At 49.8% G+C, this 16,930-nt stretch carries 15 protein-coding genes; 7 read left to right on the top strand and 8 right to left on the bottom strand.

Annotated features, from left to right (window positions below; all coding sequences use genetic code 11):
- Position 1 precedes the first annotated feature (1 nt).
- Complete coding sequence (rnr, locus tag GOU96_RS03685; protein WP_088131575.1) at positions 2-2,467, bottom strand: ribonuclease R; 2,466 nt, start codon at positions 2,465-2,467, stop codon at positions 2-4.
- 182 nt (positions 2,468-2,649) lie between these two features.
- On the opposite strand from rnr, the gene GOU96_RS03680 reads away from it, so the two are divergent.
- Positions 2,650-4,479, top strand: coding sequence for a DUF3413 domain-containing protein (locus GOU96_RS03680; protein WP_267781239.1), 1,830 nt, complete (start codon positions 2,650-2,652; stop codon positions 4,477-4,479).
- Between the two features lie 26 nt (positions 4,480-4,505).
- On the opposite strand, the gene motX is transcribed toward GOU96_RS03680, so the two are convergent.
- The 7 genes from motX to kefG form a co-directional block, all read right to left on the bottom strand.
- Positions 4,506-5,141 (bottom strand): flagellar protein MotX, encoded by a 636-nt coding sequence (motX, locus tag GOU96_RS03675; RefSeq protein ID WP_001883957.1) that lies wholly within the window; start codon positions 5,139-5,141, stop codon positions 4,506-4,508.
- A 207-nt stretch (positions 5,142-5,348) separates the two neighbouring features.
- On the bottom strand, positions 5,349-6,647 hold the full coding sequence (locus GOU96_RS03670; RefSeq protein ID WP_267781241.1) for an adenylosuccinate synthase: 1,299 nt from the start codon (positions 6,645-6,647) through the stop codon (positions 5,349-5,351).
- A gap of 127 nt (positions 6,648-6,774) precedes the next feature.
- Complete coding sequence (locus GOU96_RS03665) at positions 6,775-7,755, bottom strand: isoaspartyl peptidase/L-asparaginase family protein (protein WP_114812238.1); 981 nt, start codon at positions 7,753-7,755, stop codon at positions 6,775-6,777.
- A gap of 162 nt (positions 7,756-7,917) precedes the next feature.
- Positions 7,918-8,523, bottom strand: a complete 606-nt coding sequence (slyD, locus tag GOU96_RS03660) for a peptidylprolyl isomerase (protein ID WP_000687664.1) — start codon at positions 8,521-8,523, stop codon at positions 7,918-7,920.
- A gap of 91 nt (positions 8,524-8,614) precedes the next feature.
- Positions 8,615-8,815 carry a YheV family putative zinc ribbon protein gene (locus GOU96_RS03655; protein WP_000810607.1) on the bottom strand — a complete coding sequence of 67 codons (201 nt, stop codon included), beginning with the start codon at positions 8,813-8,815 and terminating at the stop codon, positions 8,615-8,617.
- A 9-nt stretch (positions 8,816-8,824) separates the two neighbouring features.
- On the bottom strand, positions 8,825-10,627 hold the full coding sequence (kefB, locus tag GOU96_RS03650; RefSeq protein ID WP_000188331.1) for a glutathione-regulated potassium-efflux system protein KefB: 1,803 nt from the start codon (positions 10,625-10,627) through the stop codon (positions 8,825-8,827).
- The gene (gene kefG, locus GOU96_RS03645) at positions 10,608-11,198 is read right to left on the bottom strand and encodes a glutathione-regulated potassium-efflux system ancillary protein KefG (RefSeq protein WP_001245312.1); all 591 of its coding nucleotides are present in this window, start codon (positions 11,196-11,198) and stop codon (positions 10,608-10,610) included. The genes kefB and kefG overlap by 20 nt, the downstream gene beginning before the upstream one ends.
- Positions 11,199-11,320: 122 nt before the next feature.
- On the opposite strand from kefG, the gene GOU96_RS03640 reads away from it, so the two are divergent.
- The 6 genes from GOU96_RS03640 to crp all read left to right on the top strand — a co-directional run bounded on the left by GOU96_RS03640 (position 11,321) and on the right by crp (position 16,888).
- Entirely contained in the window at positions 11,321-13,237 is a 1,917-nt protein-coding gene (locus GOU96_RS03640; protein WP_267781245.1) for an ABC transporter ATP-binding protein, read from the top strand.
- The gene (locus tag GOU96_RS03635; RefSeq protein WP_001278733.1) at positions 13,238-13,723 is read left to right on the top strand and encodes a TIGR02444 family protein; all 486 of its coding nucleotides are present in this window, start codon (positions 13,238-13,240) and stop codon (positions 13,721-13,723) included. It abuts the gene before it with no gap.
- Positions 13,720-14,709: a hydrolase gene (locus GOU96_RS03630; RefSeq protein ID WP_069648377.1), complete on the top strand. Its 990-nt coding sequence runs from the start codon at positions 13,720-13,722 to the stop codon at positions 14,707-14,709. The genes GOU96_RS03635 and GOU96_RS03630 overlap by 4 nt, the downstream gene beginning before the upstream one ends.
- Before the next feature lie 128 nt (positions 14,710-14,837).
- The gene (locus GOU96_RS03625; protein ID WP_000586561.1) at positions 14,838-15,047 is read left to right on the top strand and encodes a YheU family protein; all 210 of its coding nucleotides are present in this window, start codon (positions 14,838-14,840) and stop codon (positions 15,045-15,047) included.
- Positions 15,048-15,143: 96 nt separating this feature from the next.
- The gene (locus GOU96_RS03620; RefSeq protein ID WP_001274667.1) at positions 15,144-16,013 is read left to right on the top strand and encodes a phosphoribulokinase; all 870 of its coding nucleotides are present in this window, start codon (positions 15,144-15,146) and stop codon (positions 16,011-16,013) included.
- 242 nt (positions 16,014-16,255) lie between these two features.
- Positions 16,256-16,888, top strand: a complete 633-nt coding sequence (gene crp / locus GOU96_RS03615) for a cAMP-activated global transcriptional regulator CRP (protein ID WP_000242749.1) — start codon at positions 16,256-16,258, stop codon at positions 16,886-16,888.
- Positions 16,889-16,930 lie beyond the last annotated feature (42 nt).

The following is a 16,930-nucleotide window of genomic DNA, read 5'->3' as shown; positions in this document are numbered from 1 at the left end:
CCTATTTGGTTTTATCTCGTACTTTGCCGCTTTTCTTACGAGCTTGGTCTTTGCGTTTTTTCGGCGCTTTGGTCTTTTTCGGTTTGCTGCGGCCTTCACTGTCTGGACGGCGCGTCGCTTCTACCTGTGGTTTCAACTCTGATTTCGTTGGTGATTTGCCACGGGCACCTTTGGTGGCCGCTGCTTTTTTACCTTGCGCTTTGGCTCGAGCTTCATCGGCACGTTTCTTGGCGGTTTTGCCTTGGCCGCGTAGCTTACGACTAGTTTCGACCAATTCAAAGTCAATTTGGCGATCATCAAGGTTTACCGCCAACACTTTTACTTTTACCGCATCACCAAGACGATAGATGGCACCAAAACTTTCCCCCACCAGACGCTGACCAATCGGATCATAGTGGTAGTAGTCGTTAGCCAGAGTCGAAATGTGTACCAGGCCGTCAATGTGCAGCTCAGTGAGACGAACAAAGAAGCCGAAACTGGTGACGTTCGCGACGACGCCTTCTAATTCTTCACCCACATGATCTTGCATATACTCGCATTTGAGCCAGTCAGACACTTCGCGCGTCGCATCATCAGCGCGGCGCTCAGTCATGGAGCACTGCTCACCGTAGAAGTCCATGTCATCGAAGGAGTAGTGATAGCCACCGGTTGGAGTCCAACGGTCTTGGTTGCGCCCTTCTTGCTTCGCGATCAGATATTTGATCGCACGATGCAGCAACAAATCCGGGTAACGACGGATTGGCGATGTAAAGTGTGCGTAACGTTTCAACGCCAAGCCAAAGTGACCCGCGTTATCCGCGTTATACACCGCTTGCTTCATCGAGCGCAGCAACATGGTTTGGATCAGCTCTTTATCTGGACGTTCACCAATTTGCTTCATTAAATTGGCGTAGTCGGTCGGTGATGGCTCAAGGCCACCGGAGAGATCGAGCCCCAACTCACCGAGGAAATCACGGAAGCCAGTGAGACGTTCTTCACCAGGTGGCTCATGGACACGGTACAACGCCGCTTCTTTGGCTTTTTCTACCAAAGAGGCAGAGGCGATGTTGGCGAGGATCATACACTCTTCAATCAGCTTATGCGCATCGTTACGTACAACAGGCTCAATGCTTTCAATCTTGCGCTGAGCGTTGAAGATGAATTTGGTTTCAACGGTTTCAAACTCAATCGCGCCACGCTCATCGCGTGCACTTTTCAGCACCTGATACATTTTGTGCAACTCTTCAAGATGAGGAACCAGCGCTTTATAACGCTCGCGCAGTTCTTCATCCCCTTCTAGGATTTCATGCACTTTGGTGTAAGTCAGGCGAGCGTGCGAGTTCATTACCGCTTCGTAATGCTTGTAGCCCGAGAGCTTACCCGTTTCCGATACGGTCATTTCACACACCATGCACAAGCGATCGACTTGTGGGTTGAGTGAACAGAGGCCGTTCGACAGCACTTCGGGCAACATTGGGACAACTTGCGATGGGAAATAGACCGAGTTTCCACGGTTGATCGCTTCTTTATCCAGCGCGGTATCGGGACGTACGTAATAGCTCACGTCGGCAATCGCGACCCATAAACGCCAGCCACCGCCTTTTTTCGCTTCACAATAGACAGCGTCATCGAAATCTCGAGCATCCTCGCCATCGATCGTGACTAATGGCAAAGCACGTAGATCGACACGACCTTGCTTGGCTTCTTCTGGCACTTCCTCGGTCAATCCTGCTACTTGCTGCTCAACTTCTGCGGGCCATTCATGGGGAATTTGGTGAGTACGAATCGCAATTTGCGTTTCCATACCCGGGGCCATGTTTTCACCCAACACTTCAACGACTTTACCCATCATGCCGCGGTTACGCGTACCACGGTCGGTAATTTCAATCACGACCACGTTGCCCATGCGAGCGCCAGCACGTAAGTCATTGGGGATCAGAATGTCATGGTGAATGCGTGAGTCATCTGGCACCACATAAGAGTAACCGTATTCAAAGAAGAAACGTCCGACAATTTGGCCATTACGCTCTTCGAGAATGCGTACTAAGCGCCCTTCTTTACGGCCACGTTTATCAGTACCGCTCGGCTGCACTAAGACAAAATCACCATGGATCAGCGTACGCATCTGGTGGTGGGGCAATAAAATATCGCCTTCTTTGTTTAAGCTTCCTTCTGGACGAACCCAGCCGTGGCCGTCTTTGTGGCCAATCACATAGCCTTTCACCATTTCCAGCTTTTCTGGCAAGGCATAGCATTGACGGCGCGTGAACACCAGTTGGCCATCTCGTTCCATTGCCCGCAGGCGACGACGCAACCCTTCATATTGCTCTTCGCCTTCTAGTTTGAGGGCTTCGAACAGATCGTTGCGATTCATGGGAACATTGGCTTGGGTTAAAAATTCGAGAATGTACTCACGACTCGGAATTGGATTGTCATAATTGTCGGCTTCGCGATCAGCGAAAGGATCAAGATGTGTGGTATCAGACATAGGCAGACCTGCTTATCTAGGAAGGTGTTAGTTATATCCTACTGCTTTGTCACTACGAACAACTAATGACAACGCACAGAACTCTTTCATCATTCTAGGTAATGTGACATAGGTCAACTTTTAAGTTATTATTTGCAGCAATTTTGCTGTCCAACCAATCCCATTTGCTACGGGGATTCCACATGTTATTGATGATAAAAAAGAATATAGAGTGGCTTTTTAGTAACTTTATTTTGAATGCTGTTTTATTAGCTATATTGGGCCTCCCCTATTTGCAATGGATGGAGGTCAGCAGCGGTAATAGGATAGCGTACGCTTATCTTTCGGCCACCCAGTTTGGCTGGTTTGGGTTATTTGCCTTTGCCATCACGCTGGTTTCACTCGCTCTGGTTTGGCTCCCGAGTCGCCTACTGCACGGTGTTGTGTTTGTAGCCTCTTGGGCCGTGAGCATTTTGTTGATGGTCGATATTGAAGTGTATCAACAGTACCGATTCCATCTGAGTGGCTTTGTGTGGGATTTGCTGTTGCATGGTGGACAGCAAGTGATCAGCGTGTCGTGGTATACCCTTGCGATGGCAGGCTTTATTGTCTTCGTGGTCGGCTTTGCCCAATGGCTCATCATGAAACTGGCGCAACGCATTCAACATTCACGTGGAGTTCGCTGGGTATCGGCGGTTTGGTTACTTTCATTGCTGAGTAGCCAGTTTATCCACGCTTGGAAAGATGCCACTTATGACAATGAGATCCCAAGCTACAGCTATCACTGGCCGCTCTATTATCCGTTAACCGCAAAGCGCTTTTTCGACCAGCTCGGTGTTGTTGATGCGCAATCCGCCCGCCGTCAGCAGGTGGATTTTCATGCACCAACCAGCAGTACTCTCAACTATCCGCTGCGACCTCTGCACATTGAACCGCCTGCAGAGCGCCCAAACATTTTATTGATTGGGATTGATGCTTGGCGTTTTGATGATGCCAATCGCGATGTGACGCCCAACATTGCTCACTTTGGTCAACAAGCCACGCGCTTTACTCATCACTTAAGTGGTGGAAATTCAACCCAAGCTGGCTTATTCAGTCTCTTTTACGGCTTACCCGCTACCTATTGGGAGGAGTTTCAAACCAGCCAAACTCGCCCACTGCTGATGCAAACTCTCGCAGATTTGAACTATCAGTTTGCTATTTACGGCTCGGCACCACTCAATAGCCCACCGTTTGACCGAACGATATTCAGCAAAATTGCCCAGCTACGTACAGTCACGCCCGGAGAAAACTCACCACAGCGTGATGAACGTATTACTGAGGATTTTTTGCACTTTTTAGAGCAACGGGATCGTAGCAAGCCCTACTTCGGTTTTCTGTTTTACGATTCAGCGCATGCGGCTGATTTCCCAAGCTCGATGACTCCGCCTTTCACCCCTTATTGGGAGCGAGTCGATCACATCAAACTCAACAACGATTTTGATCCCGAGCCGTACCATAACCGCTATCGCAATGCCCTCTATTACGCTGATAGTTTGATTGGCAAAGTACTTGAGCAGTTGCAAGCCCGCGATGAGCTGCGCAATACCATAGTGATCATCACATCTGATCATGGTGAAGAGTTTAATGACAATCGACAAAATTATTGGGGGCATGGCAGTAACTACAGCATGGCGCAGATCCATGTGCCACTTTACATCTACATTCCTGACAAAGAAGGAAGCGTATTAACGCACAAAACCACCCACCTCGATATTGCGCCTATGTTGATGCAAGAAGTGTTAGGGGTACAAAATCCACTCAATGAATTTGCGCTAGGCTACCCGCTTTGGCAAGAGAGCCCACAACGGGAATGGACGATTATCGGTAGTTACTTTAACTATGCGTTAGTGAGTGATAAAGAGATGTTGGTGAGCTACCCCACCGGGCGAGTCGAGACTCTCAATTCAGAGCTTGCCCCAGAGAAAGAGCGTCAAATTTCGACTCAGCAGATCATGCAAGCGCTTGAAGAGATGCGGCAATTCTTGCGCTAAAGGGAACCAGTTCTGGTAAAGCGGCTTTACCAGAACGTTTCTCGGCGTTTGGCTCGCGCGATGATATTTTCCGGCATCCTACGCTCTAAACCTTGACGCAGCAGAGCGATACGGTTGTGAGTACGCTGATCGGCGGTGACCGAGTTATATAACCAGCGGTAGGCATCTTCATAATCGAGGGGACTGCCGTAATCACGCAGTAACAGTTCAGCGAGCTGAATACGCGCATTAAGATTGCCCATTGCCGCCGCTTCACGCAGATAGGGGATCGCGCGTTCTTTGTCTTGTTGAACTAAGGTGCCGCGTGAGTAGTAGCGCCCAAGCTGCTCCAGAGCAGCAGGCAAACCTTGATGCGCCGCATTCTCCATATAGTAGAGACCCAGCTCAACATCCTGATCCACACACACGCCCCAAGCCAGCATATCGCCATACAAAAACTCATAAGAGGGCAGACTGATACGTGTCGCACGTGCGACAATATCTTCCACGATCTGGCAATTATCCGCTTTTACGCGCTCAAGATGCTTATTTTCTTCAATCAGTTTGATTAGCTCAGCTTCCGAATAGATAGGCACTGGCTCTCCTAAATCCGCTGCATAAGCAGGATTGTAAGAGGAGTGCCATGCAAGCAATAAGGAAGCGGCTACCGTTCGTAGCTTCATACCCGCACTCTTATAAACACCGGCAGTCACCACGCGCCGCATTGCACGTTGACCCGGATTGCTTTCTATATCGGCATTGAATGCAATCGCTTTAGCCCCGTTTACCGTTTTGCGGCAACTTTTTGCCACAGGCGCACAAAATACCACCAACAGTATGGCAAAAAAAAGCCGACTCGGTGAGTCGGCTTACTGTTTTTTATCTCAAGATCACGCGCTGAATGGGTGAACTTTGATGATGGTTTCGTTGCGGTCTGGGCCAGTAGAAATGATGTCTACCGGAACGCCAGTCAGCTCTTCGATGCGCTTGATGTAATCCAGCGCTGTCTGTGGCAGTTCAGCCAGAGTTTTTGCACCGAAAGTCGTTTCAGACCAACCAGGCATAGTTTCGAAAATTGGCATCACGTTTTCAAATGCGTCAGCGGCCATAGGTGAAACTTCAGCAATAGAACCGTCAGGCATTTGGTAACCCGTACAGATCTTGATCTCTTTCAGACCATCTAGAACGTCCAGTTTGGTCAGGCAGAAGCCGGTGACTGAGTTGATTTGGATCGCGCGGCGCATTGCCACTGCATCAAACCAACCACAACGACGCTTACGACCTGTGGTTGCACCAAACTCATGGCCTTTAGTGCCTAAGTGATCGCCCACTTCGTCAAACAGTTCAGTTGGGAACGGACCGGCACCAACACGAGTGCAGTACGCTTTCGCGATCCCAAGGATGTAACCTAGGTGACGAGGACCAAAACCAGAGCCCGCAGCAACACCACCCGCAGTGGTGTTTGAAGACGTTACATATGGGTAAGTACCGTGGTCGATATCCAGTAGTGTACCTTGCGCGCCTTCGAACATGATTTTGTCGCCACGCTTACGCGCTGCATCCAGTTCGTTGGTTACGTCGATAACCATAGAAGTCAGGAGTTCTGCATAACCCTTCGCCTGCTCCAGTACCGCTTCGTAGCTTACTGGTTCTACTTTGTAGAAGTGCTCAAGTTGGAAGTTATGGAATGCCATCACTTCTTGCAGTTTCTCAGCAAAAGAAGCCATATCGAATAGGTCGCCAACACGCAGACCACGACGAGCTACTTTATCTTCGTACGCAGGACCAATACCACGACCAGTAGTACCGATTGCTTTCTTGCCACGAGCGGCTTCGCGCGCTTGGTCAAGAGCAACGTGGTATGGCAGGATCAGAGGACAAGCTTCAGAAATGAAAAGACGCTCGCGAACAGGAACACCACGCTCTTCGAGACCAGACATTTCTTTGATCAATGCTTCTGGTGAAAGTACTACACCGTTACCGATGATGCATTTCACGTTATTGCGAAGAATACCGGATGGAATTAAGTGGAGAACGGTTTTTTGACCGTCGATTACTAGTGTGTGACCTGCGTTGTGTCCGCCTTGGTAGCGAACCACGTATTTTGCATCTTCAGTTAAAAGGTCTACGATTTTACCTTTACCTTCGTCACCCCATTGGGTGCCAAGAACGACAACGTTATTACCCATCTTTCCAAGTCTGATTGCTAGTTAAAAAAGGATTCTAGCACCGAATTTGAATCCTTGCAGTCATTTTTTAAGCATGAAAAATTCATATAAAACGGCTTTGAAAATCCATTCAGTTATTAAGAAAAGGTTATTCGTCAGCGTAAATTTTCACACTGAATTGACCATGGCGATCAATCCCCGCGCGATACATGCCAGAACTGTTCATGGCAAAGTGAAGTTCACCCTGCGCATCAATCGCAATTAATCCCCCTTCACCACCTACGCTTTTCAGTTCACCTTGCACCACGGTTTCACAGGCTGTATGCACATCTTCTTTGAGATAACGCATGCGTGCCGCAATATCGCCTGCAACCGCATAACGGATGAAGTACTCGCCCACTCCGGTGCATGAAATGGCGACATTACCATTTTCAGCTAGCGTTCCAGCGCCGATGATTGGCGAGTCGCCCACGCGACCAAAGCGTTTATTGGTGATCCCACCCGTACTGGTCGCCGCCGCCAAATTGCCCTGTTGATCCAGCGCCACCGCGCCTACCGTGCCAAATTTCTTATCATCGGGATATTCACTTGGCGGCTCTTGTTCAGCAGACTCTGATTGATAGGAAGCTTCTGAAAGTGCAAAGCGATCTTGCTGCTTCATGTTTTGCAGCTGTTCATAACGGCGCTCAGTGAAAAAATAGTCTTGCTCGGTATACACATGCCCTTGCTGGAAAGCAAATTGCTCCGCCCCATCACCAATCAAAAACACATGATCACTATGACGCAGCACATCGCGCGCGAGTTGAATTGGGTTGCGAACATGACGCACGCCAGCAATCGCCCCAGCCTCTCGCGCTGCGCCATGCATCACCGAGGCATCCATCTCCACCATTTCATTGTGCGTCAGTACTGAGCCTTTGCCGGCATTAAACAGTGGCGAGTCTTCCAATACTGTCACCGCGGCCACCACCGCATCTAAGGCATCGGCTCCTTCAACCAGTAGCTGATGCCCTGCTCGCACGGCTTGCTCTAAAGTCGCGAGGATGTCCATGCGCAATGCATCACTCATCTGCTCACGCAAAATCGTGCCGGCACCGCCATGGATAGCAATCGCAAAAGGCTGTGTCATGACTTGTATTCTCCAATATAGTTAACCGTTTTATTTCGGCTTTTAGAATGGGCGTATAGTGCCAAAGTTCGCAATAAAAAAGCGCTAACCGGATCGCGGTTAGCGCTTTCAAATCTGTCGTACTACGAAAATAACGTACTACTTAGCGAGATGGGCTCACTATTAGTGAGAACCACAACCGCCGCCACCACAGCAGCCGCCTTCTTTCTTACCGTGACCATGGTGATCGTGACCGTGGCCTTCGCCACCGCAGCAACCGCCTTCATGATCATGGTCGTGATCGTGGTCATGACCACAGCCACCCGCTTGGTGGATATGACCGTGAGCAATCTCATCTTCCGTCGCTGCGCGCACGGCAACCACTTCTACGGTGAAAGTCAGTGACTGGCCAGCCAGCATGTGGTTACCATCAACCACGACTTCATCGCCATCCACTTCAGTGATTTCAACTGGGATTGGACCTTGGTCTGTATCGGCGAGGAAACGCATACCGACTTCAAGCTCATCCACTCCTTGGAACACGTCTGCAGGAACACGCTGTACCAGATCTTCGTTGTGTTCGCCGTATGCATCTTCTGGTGCGATAGTAACGGTGAATTTATCACCAGCCACTTTGCCTTCCAATTCACGCTCAAGACCTGTAATTAGGTTATTGTGACCGTGCAGGTAATCCAGCGGCGCATCAACAGTAGACTGATCCACCACCACGCCATCTTCGATAGTCAATTGGTAAGCAAGACTTGCTACCGTGTTTTTTTCAATTTTCATAACTGCTCCAGGGAGGTTGTCTCTTGACTGCCAAATGCAGGCCAAGAGAAGAATGTTGCCGATATTATGAAGATCACACGCAGAAACTCAATTACTCCGGCTTAAAAATCCCGATCATCTGCTCATTCGCATGCTCACTCTGCTCGACGGATTTGGGTTTACGCTGTTCATGGAACCCACATTCGACGCACTCAACCAGCTCAATGCTGTTCTCTACCCACCATTGCAACGTATCGGCGGTCTTGCACTGTGGGCAGTTTGCGCCAGCGATAAAACGTTTTTTCTGTTTCACGAGATTGTACTACTCCTTTTCCCAATATCGGCGTGAGAGCTGATCACTGTCCATCTCACGGCTAAATATTTCTTCAAGTTCGGTACGCGCTTCTTTGGCGCGCAGTTCGAGTTGTTTATCTTCATTATGTTGCGGTAGCAATTCTTTGAGCATAGTTTTATCGAGACGATGAAAATGCTCTTCGGCACGTTTCGCTTGATAAGGATGCATGCCAAGTTGAACCAAGGCTTTGCGCCCCAAGTCGAGTGCGCTCAAGAAGGTTTCTCGGGTGTAATTTTGTACACCGAGACTCATCAGTTGATAAGCTTCGACCCGACTGCGTGCTCGCGCCAACAATTTCAGATTCGGAAAATGCTGCTGACACAGCTCCACTATGGTGATCACTTGCTCAGGGTCATCGGTACAAACCACCAAGGCCTCTGCTTGCTCAACACCCGCAGCGCGTAATAGTTCCAGATTGGTGGCATCCCCATAAAAGACTTTGTAGCCGTATTTACGCAGTAAACGCACTTGGCTGGCGTCACTTTCCAAAATAGTGACTTTGATTTTGTTGGCGTACAGCAGACGCCCCACTATCTGACCAAAGCGGCCAAAACCGACAATGATCACTCGCGGCTCTTTATTTTCGACATCCGGCGTCAGTGGGTTTTCTTCAATATTGAGCTGGCGGGCAAACCAGTATTTTTGGGCAGAGAGTAATAACGGCGTGGTCACCATAGAAAGGCTTACCACCACCAGAAGGAAGGAGACTTGCGAGGCCGTCAGCAAGCCCTCCGCACTGGCGGCGGTAAAAATCACGAAGGCAAATTCCCCCCCTTGGCTTAAAATCGCCGCCATTTTGCTGCGCGCTTTGGCAACCGTACCCGACAGGCGTGCCAGCAGATAGAGCACTAGACCTTTGACAATCACTAAGCCCAACACGGCCAGCATAATCTGCAGAGGCTTGACGAGTAACAAACCCACGTCCACTGCCATACCCACCGAAATAAAAAACAGACCAAGCAATAAGCCTTTAAAAGGATCGATAGCGATTTCTAGCTCATGACGAAACTCGCTTTCTGCGAGGATCACCCCAGCTAAAAAAGTACCTAGCGCCATCGAAAGACCAACCTTCTGCATCAGCAACGCGATGCCAACCACCAAGAGCAAAGCCGCGACAGTAAACAGTTCGCGCACGCCACTTAATGCGATGTATCGAAACAGCGGGTTAAGCAGAAAATGTCCGCCCAGTAACAAAGCAGCAATTCCTCCCGTCATCCACAGGGCATTCAGCCAATCGCCACTGCTGTTTCCAGCGAGGATTGGCAGCAGTGCCAACATGGGGATCACCGCAATATCTTGAAACAGCAGCACCGCAAATCCCGATTGTCCCGCCTCAGTACGCGTTAAGCCGTGCTCTTCAATCACGCGCAGAGCGATCGCGGTCGATGAAAGCGCCAGCGCCATACCGATGACTAACGCACTTTGCCAACTGACACCCAGTAAATACGCGACACTGGAAAGCGCCGCAGTGGTCACCACCACTTGCGCGCCGCCTAGCCCTAAAATGGGGCCGCGTAGATTCCACAGCTTTTTCGGGTTGAGCTCTAAGCCAATCAGAAACAGTAGTAGCACCACGCCAAACTCAGCAAAATGCATGATGGCTTGCACATCGCGGATCAAGCCCAGTCCCCATGGACCAATCGCAATCCCCGCCAGCAAATAGCCAAGCACAGAGCCTAATCCCGCGCGCTGCGCAAGGGGTACGGCAATCACCGCAGCGCTCAGAAAGACGACACTGCTACTGAGAAAATCACTGGTCAGTGGCGTCATACGGCTCTCCTTGCCAGTGGGCGATCTCTTGTAGCCATTGCCGATAACGCTCTGCATGCTGCGCACGCTCTTGATCACTGATGTTGCGTGACCAATACAGCACCAAAGGCTCAATCCAGTGCATCTGACACAAAGCCGCACTGAGCTCGAACGGCTGCAGGATTTCATTCAGCGGATAACGGTTATAACCACGTTGATCGTAGGCGGTGTGGTTGCCGCCAGTGGTGATCACACTGCGCCAAAGTTTCCCTTTCAGCTCACTCTGTTTACCGAAGGCGAAACCTTTGCTCAACACGCGATCAATCCACTCTTTCAAAAGAGCAGGGCAGGAATACATATAGAGGGGATGTTGCAACACCAGCACATCATGTTCCCGCAAGCGCTGCTGCTCAGCATGCACATCAATAAAGAAATTGGGGTAAGTGGCGTAGAGGTCGATAATCGAAACATGCTCTAAATCGGCAATCTTTTCCATCATCACCTGATTGGCAACGGAGTGTTGTGGATCGGGGTGCGCATACACCACCAGCACTTTGGCTTTCGTTTGCTCTCGGTTGACCAAGTTGCGCACTCCGCTAATTTGTTACTAATCCGTTACTCAGCATCATAACCCAATTTGTATAATGATCGACATTTATCCTTATTCCTCCTACTATTCCGAGCGAAAATTCAACGGGCGATAAACGATTTTTTATGATTACCTTTTCTGAGATTCAGCTACTGCGTGGCGGCAAACCACTCCTTGAGCAAGCTTCAGCCACCATTCATCCCGGCGATAAAGTCGGCTTAGTGGGCAAAAACGGCTGCGGCAAATCCACTCTCTTTGCACTGCTGAAAGATGAACTCACCATTGATGCGGGCTCCTTCAGCAAACCAGCGCACTGGGAGCTGGCTTGGGTAGCACAGGAAACCCCAGCGCTGGATCGCACAGCATTGGAATACGTCATCGATGGCGATCGCGAATATCGCGAACTTGAGCGCCAATTGATGGACGCAGAAGCGGCCGACAACGGCACCAAAGTGGCCGATTTGCATGGCAAAATCGAGATGGTCGGTGGTTACAGCATTCGCGCTCACGCCTCAGAACTGCTTGACGGTTTAGGCTTTACTCAAGAGCAGATGAGCTGGAGCCTGACCCAATTTTCTGGTGGCTGGCGGATGCGTTTGAACTTGGCGCAAGCGCTGATTTGCCGCTCAGATTTACTGCTGCTCGACGAACCGACCAACCACTTGGATTTGGATGCGGTGATGTGGCTCGAGCGTTGGCTGCAAAGCTACCCCGGCACGCTGATCCTGATTTCCCATGACCGCGATTTCCTCGACCCAATCGTCAATCGCATTGTGCATATTGAAAATCAGACACTGAATGAATACACGGGGAACTACTCGTCGTTTGAAACTCAGCGCGCGCAGAAAATGCTTCAGCAACAAGCCATCTACCAAAAGCAACAAAAGCAGATGGCGCACATGCAAAGCTACATTGATCGCTTCCGCTATAAAGCGTCGAAAGCTCGCCAAGCCCAAAGCCGGATTAAAGCGCTGGAGCGGATGGAAAAAGTGTTGCCCGCCCAGTTTGATAACCCATTCAGCTTTGAATTTCGTGAACCTACCGCGCTACCGAACCCGATCCTGATGATGGATCAGGTCGCAGCGGGCTACGGCGATCACCTCATCCTCGAGAAAATCCGCCTCAATCTGGTGCCGGGCAGTCGCATCGGTCTGCTTGGTCGTAACGGCGCAGGTAAATCCACCTTGATCAAACTGCTCTCGGGTGAGCTCAAACCGCAATCGGGTGACTGCACATACTCGCAGGGGGTGAAAATTGGTTACTTTGCGCAGCATCAGTTGGAAACACTGCATCCAGAAGAGACGCCGCTGCAACACATGATGCAAATCGCGCCAGACAAAAATGAGCTCGAGCTGCGTAACTACTTAGGCAGCTTTGGTTTCCATGGTGAGAAAGCACTCGAAAAAGTCGCGCCTTTCTCGGGTGGTGAAAAAGCCCGTTTAGTGCTGGCGCTGATTGTGTGGCAAAAGCCCAACTTACTGTTGCTTGACGAACCCACCAACCATTTGGATTTGGACATGCGTCAGGCGCTAACCCTTGCGCTACAAAGCTATGAAGGCGCCATGGTCATTGTCAGCCATGATCGCTACTTGCTGCGTGCTACCACCGATGATCTCTATTTAGTGCATGATCACCAAGTTGGTCCGTTTGATGGTGACTTGAATGACTACTACAAATGGCTTACCGATCAGCAAAAAGCCGAGCGTAAAGAAACCCAACCGACCAATACTGCGAATAGCGCGAACAGTGCCGCGGCGAAAAAAGAGCAAAAGCGCCGTGAAGCCGATTTTCGTAAGCTCACTGCGCCAATTCGCAAAAAGCTGACACAGTTAGAAGAGAAACTCGATAAGTTGAACCACGTTGTCAGTGAGATGGAGGCACAATTGTCGGACACCTCACTGTACGAAGCACAGAATAAAGCGACACTGACTGAGGTGTTGGCTAAACAAGCCGCCGCCAAATCCGAGCTTGAGCAAGTCGAGCTAGAATGGATGGCCGAGCAAGAAACCTTGGAAGAGATGGAACGGGAGTTCAACGGATAAATGAGTGATGAGCACGCCAAACCAAGATTAACACTGGAAAGACTCTGGCAATTCAGTTTGCAGTATTACAGTGTGCGCGAGGTAAAAGAGGCGTGCTTACGATTGCAAAATAGCCATCACGGCAATGTCAATCTGCTGCTGTTACTCAAATGGCTAGATGAACAGCAGCTCACTTTTGCGGAAACTGACTGGCCGACGGTGCTGGAATGTTTGAGTCATTCGGAAACTCTGCTGCACGATTTTCGTGATTTGCGGCGACGCTTGAAAAGCCATTTACCAGACACTCTCTATCGCGAAGCTCTGCAGTTTGAGCTGCAATTAGAAAAGCAGCAACAAGCGGATTTGGTGCATTGTATCAATCGAATGACACTTCATCCTGCGCAAGATCTATCGCTCACTCTGCAATACTGTAAAATGCTTGGCGCAGAATACTTAGCCGAGCTTTTTTCAGCTCCGTACCGAGAATCCGATAATCCAACATCATGACCACGTTTATTGCTGCCAAGGGGCTGAAAAATCCCCACTTACAAACTCTGCTGCCTCGCTTGCTGCGAAAACAGCCGCTGTTTAGTGCCGAATGGCAAACGCTATTCACGCCTGATGGTGATTTTCTCGATCTGGCTTGGAGCGAAGATTGGCGCACACCACACGCGCAGCGTAAGCCACTGTTTGTGTTGTTCCACGGCTTAGAAGGCAGCTTCAAAAGCCCTTACGCGAACGGCTTGATGCACGCCTTTGCGCGGCAAGGCTGGCTCTCGGTGATGATGCATTTTCGCGGTTGCAGTGGTAAACCCAACCACTTAGCACGCGCTTACCACTCTGGCGAAACGGGCGATGCGCGTTTTGTGCTGGAGTATCTGCGTAAACAATTACCAGAGCGTCCGATCGTTGCCGTCGGTGTTTCGCTCGGCGGTAACATGCTCGCCAACTATCTTGCGCAGTATCGGGATGATCCTATCGTCACGGCCGCCACCTTGATTTCTGCGCCACTCGATTTAGCCGCCTGCTCACAACGTATCGAACAGGGCTTTTCCAAAGTGTATCGAGCCTATCTGCTCTCTTCATTGAAGAAAAATGCCATCGCGAAATACCCACTGCTGGAAAACGCTTTGCCACTGAGCCCTGAGCGGATCCGTGCGATCGCTAAACTCGCCGAGTTTGATGATGTGATCACCGCACCGCTGCACGGTTTTCATGATGCAGCCGATTATTACCAGCAGTGCTCTGGGATTAAACAGCTGACTCAGATCCGCGTCCCGACTCAGATCATCCACGCCAAAGACGATCCTTTTATGACTGAAGCGGTGATCCCCAATTTTCCGCTACCTGACAATATCCGCTATCGTCTCTTCGAGCATGGCGGCCATGTGGGTTTCCTGAGCGGTTCATGGCTTAAACCGTATTTTTGGTTAGAGCAAGCTCTACCCGAGTATTACGTACCGCTGCGAGATGATTTTCTACAGCCCAGCTAATCCACGATTCCTTCTCGACAGATGAAAGCGACATTCAAACGACTGAGCGTGGCGGCAACTCGTCGTTTCTTTCAGTCATACAAAAGAACCGTCATAAAAAAGCGCCATCATAAAATAAAGAGGTATTTATGATCATTCCATGGCAAGAGATTGCGCCAGACACACTCGACAATTTGATCCGTGAATTTGTGCTGCGTGAAGGCACCGACTATGGCGATATTGAAGTCTCGCTAGAGGAGAAAATTGCTCAGGTACGCACTCAATTACAATCTGGACAAGCTGTGATCGTCTATTCAGAATTGCATGAAACCGTGGATATTAAATGCCATCCGTTTTAGCCATGCCGTGACGACGGCATTTTCCGTGCTATAGTCATTTTTTGGAAGGTGTCTAAGTTAGCACCAAAATCAAGGACTTAAAGGACAAGGTTTGTCATGTCAGCCAAACATCCGATTATTGCAGTGACCGGTTCTTCCGGCGCTGGTACCACCACCACCTCAGAAGCCTTTCGCAAGATGTTCAATATGATGAACATCAAACCCGCTTGGGTGGAAGGCGACAGTTTCCACCGTTTTACTCGCCCAGAAATGGATGTGGAAATCCGCAAAGCGCGTGAACAAGGCCGCCATATCAGCTACTTTGGCCCGCAAGCCAACGATTTCCCTACACTGGAAGAATTCTTCCGCCAATATGGAAAAGTAGGCACCGGCCAAGTACGCCGCTACTTGCACACCTTTGATGAAGCGGTGCCGTATAACCAGATGCCCGGTACATTTACCCCTTGGCAGTCGCTGCCTGAAAACTCCGATGTGCTGTTTTATGAAGGTTTACACGGCGGGGTCGTTGATGGCGATGTTAATGTCGCGCAACACGTCGATTTTTTGATTGGCATGGTACCCATAGTTAACCTTGAGTGGATCCAAAAATACGTGCGCGATACGCGCGATCGCGGCCATTCACGTGAAGCGGTGATGGATTCGATTGTTCGCTCAATGGACGACTACCTCAAATTCATCACCCCGCAATTTTCGCGCACCCACATCAACTTTCAACGTGTGCCTACGGTCGATACTTCGAATCCACTCAATGCCAAAGGCATTCCAACGCTGGATGAGAGTTTTGTGGTGATCCGTTTTCGTGGCATCAAGAACGTCGATTTCCCGTACTTGCTGGCGATGATTGATGGCTCGTTTATGTCACGCCACAACACCATTGTCGTCCCCGGCGGTAAAATGAGTTTTGCGATGGATTTGATTGTGCGCCCGCTGCTGCAACAACTGATCGAAACGGGAAAAATTGGCTAGATCCGACCAGTGATGAATGCTTACTTTTCATACCGTGATCATGTGCACAGTTTTGCGTAGCAAATCGGACTACTGACACGATTAAAATCAAGAAATCGATTTCGAAAAAGGATACTATTCTTAACCGAAACACAAGATAGCTTGCAGCCTTGGGTAACACCTCTTATTCTAGTAAGCCCAATTGAGGCTTCGCTAAAATATGGATAGCGGCAAGCGTACCCTGCAGAGGAAGTGAGATTATTATGGTTCTAGGTAAACCTCAAACCGATCCAACACTAGAGTGGTTTCTTTCACATTGTCACATTCATAAGTACCCATCAAAAAGCACGCTGATCCACGCGGGTGAGAAGGCGGAAACGCTGTACTACATCGTAAAAGGTTCAGTTGCGGTACTGATCAAAGATGAAGAAGGTAAAGAGATGATTCTCTCTTACCTGAACCAAGGTGATTTCATCGGTGAACTCGGCCTGTTTGAAGAAGGTCAAGAGCGTACCGCTTGGGTTCGTGCCAAAACACCGTGTGAAGTGGCTGAAATCTCATTTAAGAAGTTCCGTCAGTTAATCCAAGTTAACCCAGACATTTTGATGCGCCTTTCAGGTCAAATGGCTCGTCGTCTGCAAGTGACCAGCCAGAAAGTTGGCGACCTTGCGTTCCTAGACGTAACTGGCCGTATCGCACAGACTCTGCTGAATCTTGCACGTCAGCCAGATGCGATGACTCACCCTGATGGTATGCAAATCAAGATCACTCGCCAAGAGATCGGTCAAATTGTTGGCTGTTCTCGCGAAACCGTTGGCCGCATCCTGAAGATGCTGGAAGAGCAGAACCTGATCTCTGCCCACGGTAAAACCATCGTGGTTTATGGCACTCGCTAAGTGCTCCAACCCGTATCTTGTTATAAAAAATAGCCACCCTGC

This window comes from Vibrio sp. R-1 (genome assembly GCF_035615595.1).
Taxonomy (GTDB): domain Bacteria; phylum Pseudomonadota; class Gammaproteobacteria; order Enterobacterales; family Vibrionaceae; genus Vibrio; species Vibrio cholerae.
This window is presented reverse-complemented; position numbering and strand designations above follow the sequence as displayed.

Bases quoted from the DNA above. Each gene is read 5' to 3' on its own strand.
- rnr (WP_088131575.1), bottom strand. From the start codon at position 2,467: ATGTCTGATACCACACATCTTGATCCTTTCGCTGATCGCGAAGCCGAC.
- GOU96_RS03680 (WP_267781239.1), top strand. From the start codon at position 2,650: ATGTTATTGATGATAAAAAAGAATATAGAGTGGCTTTTTAGTAACTTT.
- motX (WP_001883957.1), bottom strand. From the start codon at position 5,141: ATGAAGCTACGAACGGTAGCCGCTTCCTTATTGCTTGCATGGCACTCC.
- GOU96_RS03670 (WP_267781241.1), bottom strand. From the start codon at position 6,647: ATGGGTAATAACGTTGTCGTTCTTGGCACCCAATGGGGTGACGAAGGT.
- GOU96_RS03665 (WP_114812238.1), bottom strand. From the start codon at position 7,755: ATGACACAGCCTTTTGCGATTGCTATCCATGGCGGTGCCGGCACGATT.
- slyD (WP_000687664.1), bottom strand. From the start codon at position 8,523: ATGAAAATTGAAAAAAACACGGTAGCAAGTCTTGCTTACCAATTGACT.
- kefB (WP_000188331.1), bottom strand. From the start codon at position 10,627: ATGACGCCACTGACCAGTGATTTTCTCAGTAGCAGTGTCGTCTTTCTG.
- GOU96_RS03640 (WP_267781245.1), top strand. From the start codon at position 11,321: ATGATTACCTTTTCTGAGATTCAGCTACTGCGTGGCGGCAAACCACTC.
- GOU96_RS03635 (WP_001278733.1), top strand. From the start codon at position 13,238: ATGAGTGATGAGCACGCCAAACCAAGATTAACACTGGAAAGACTCTGG.
- GOU96_RS03630 (WP_069648377.1), top strand. From the start codon at position 13,720: ATGACCACGTTTATTGCTGCCAAGGGGCTGAAAAATCCCCACTTACAA.
- GOU96_RS03625 (WP_000586561.1), top strand. From the start codon at position 14,838: ATGATCATTCCATGGCAAGAGATTGCGCCAGACACACTCGACAATTTG.
- GOU96_RS03620 (WP_001274667.1), top strand. From the start codon at position 15,144: ATGTCAGCCAAACATCCGATTATTGCAGTGACCGGTTCTTCCGGCGCT.
- crp (WP_000242749.1), top strand. From the start codon at position 16,256: ATGGTTCTAGGTAAACCTCAAACCGATCCAACACTAGAGTGGTTTCTT.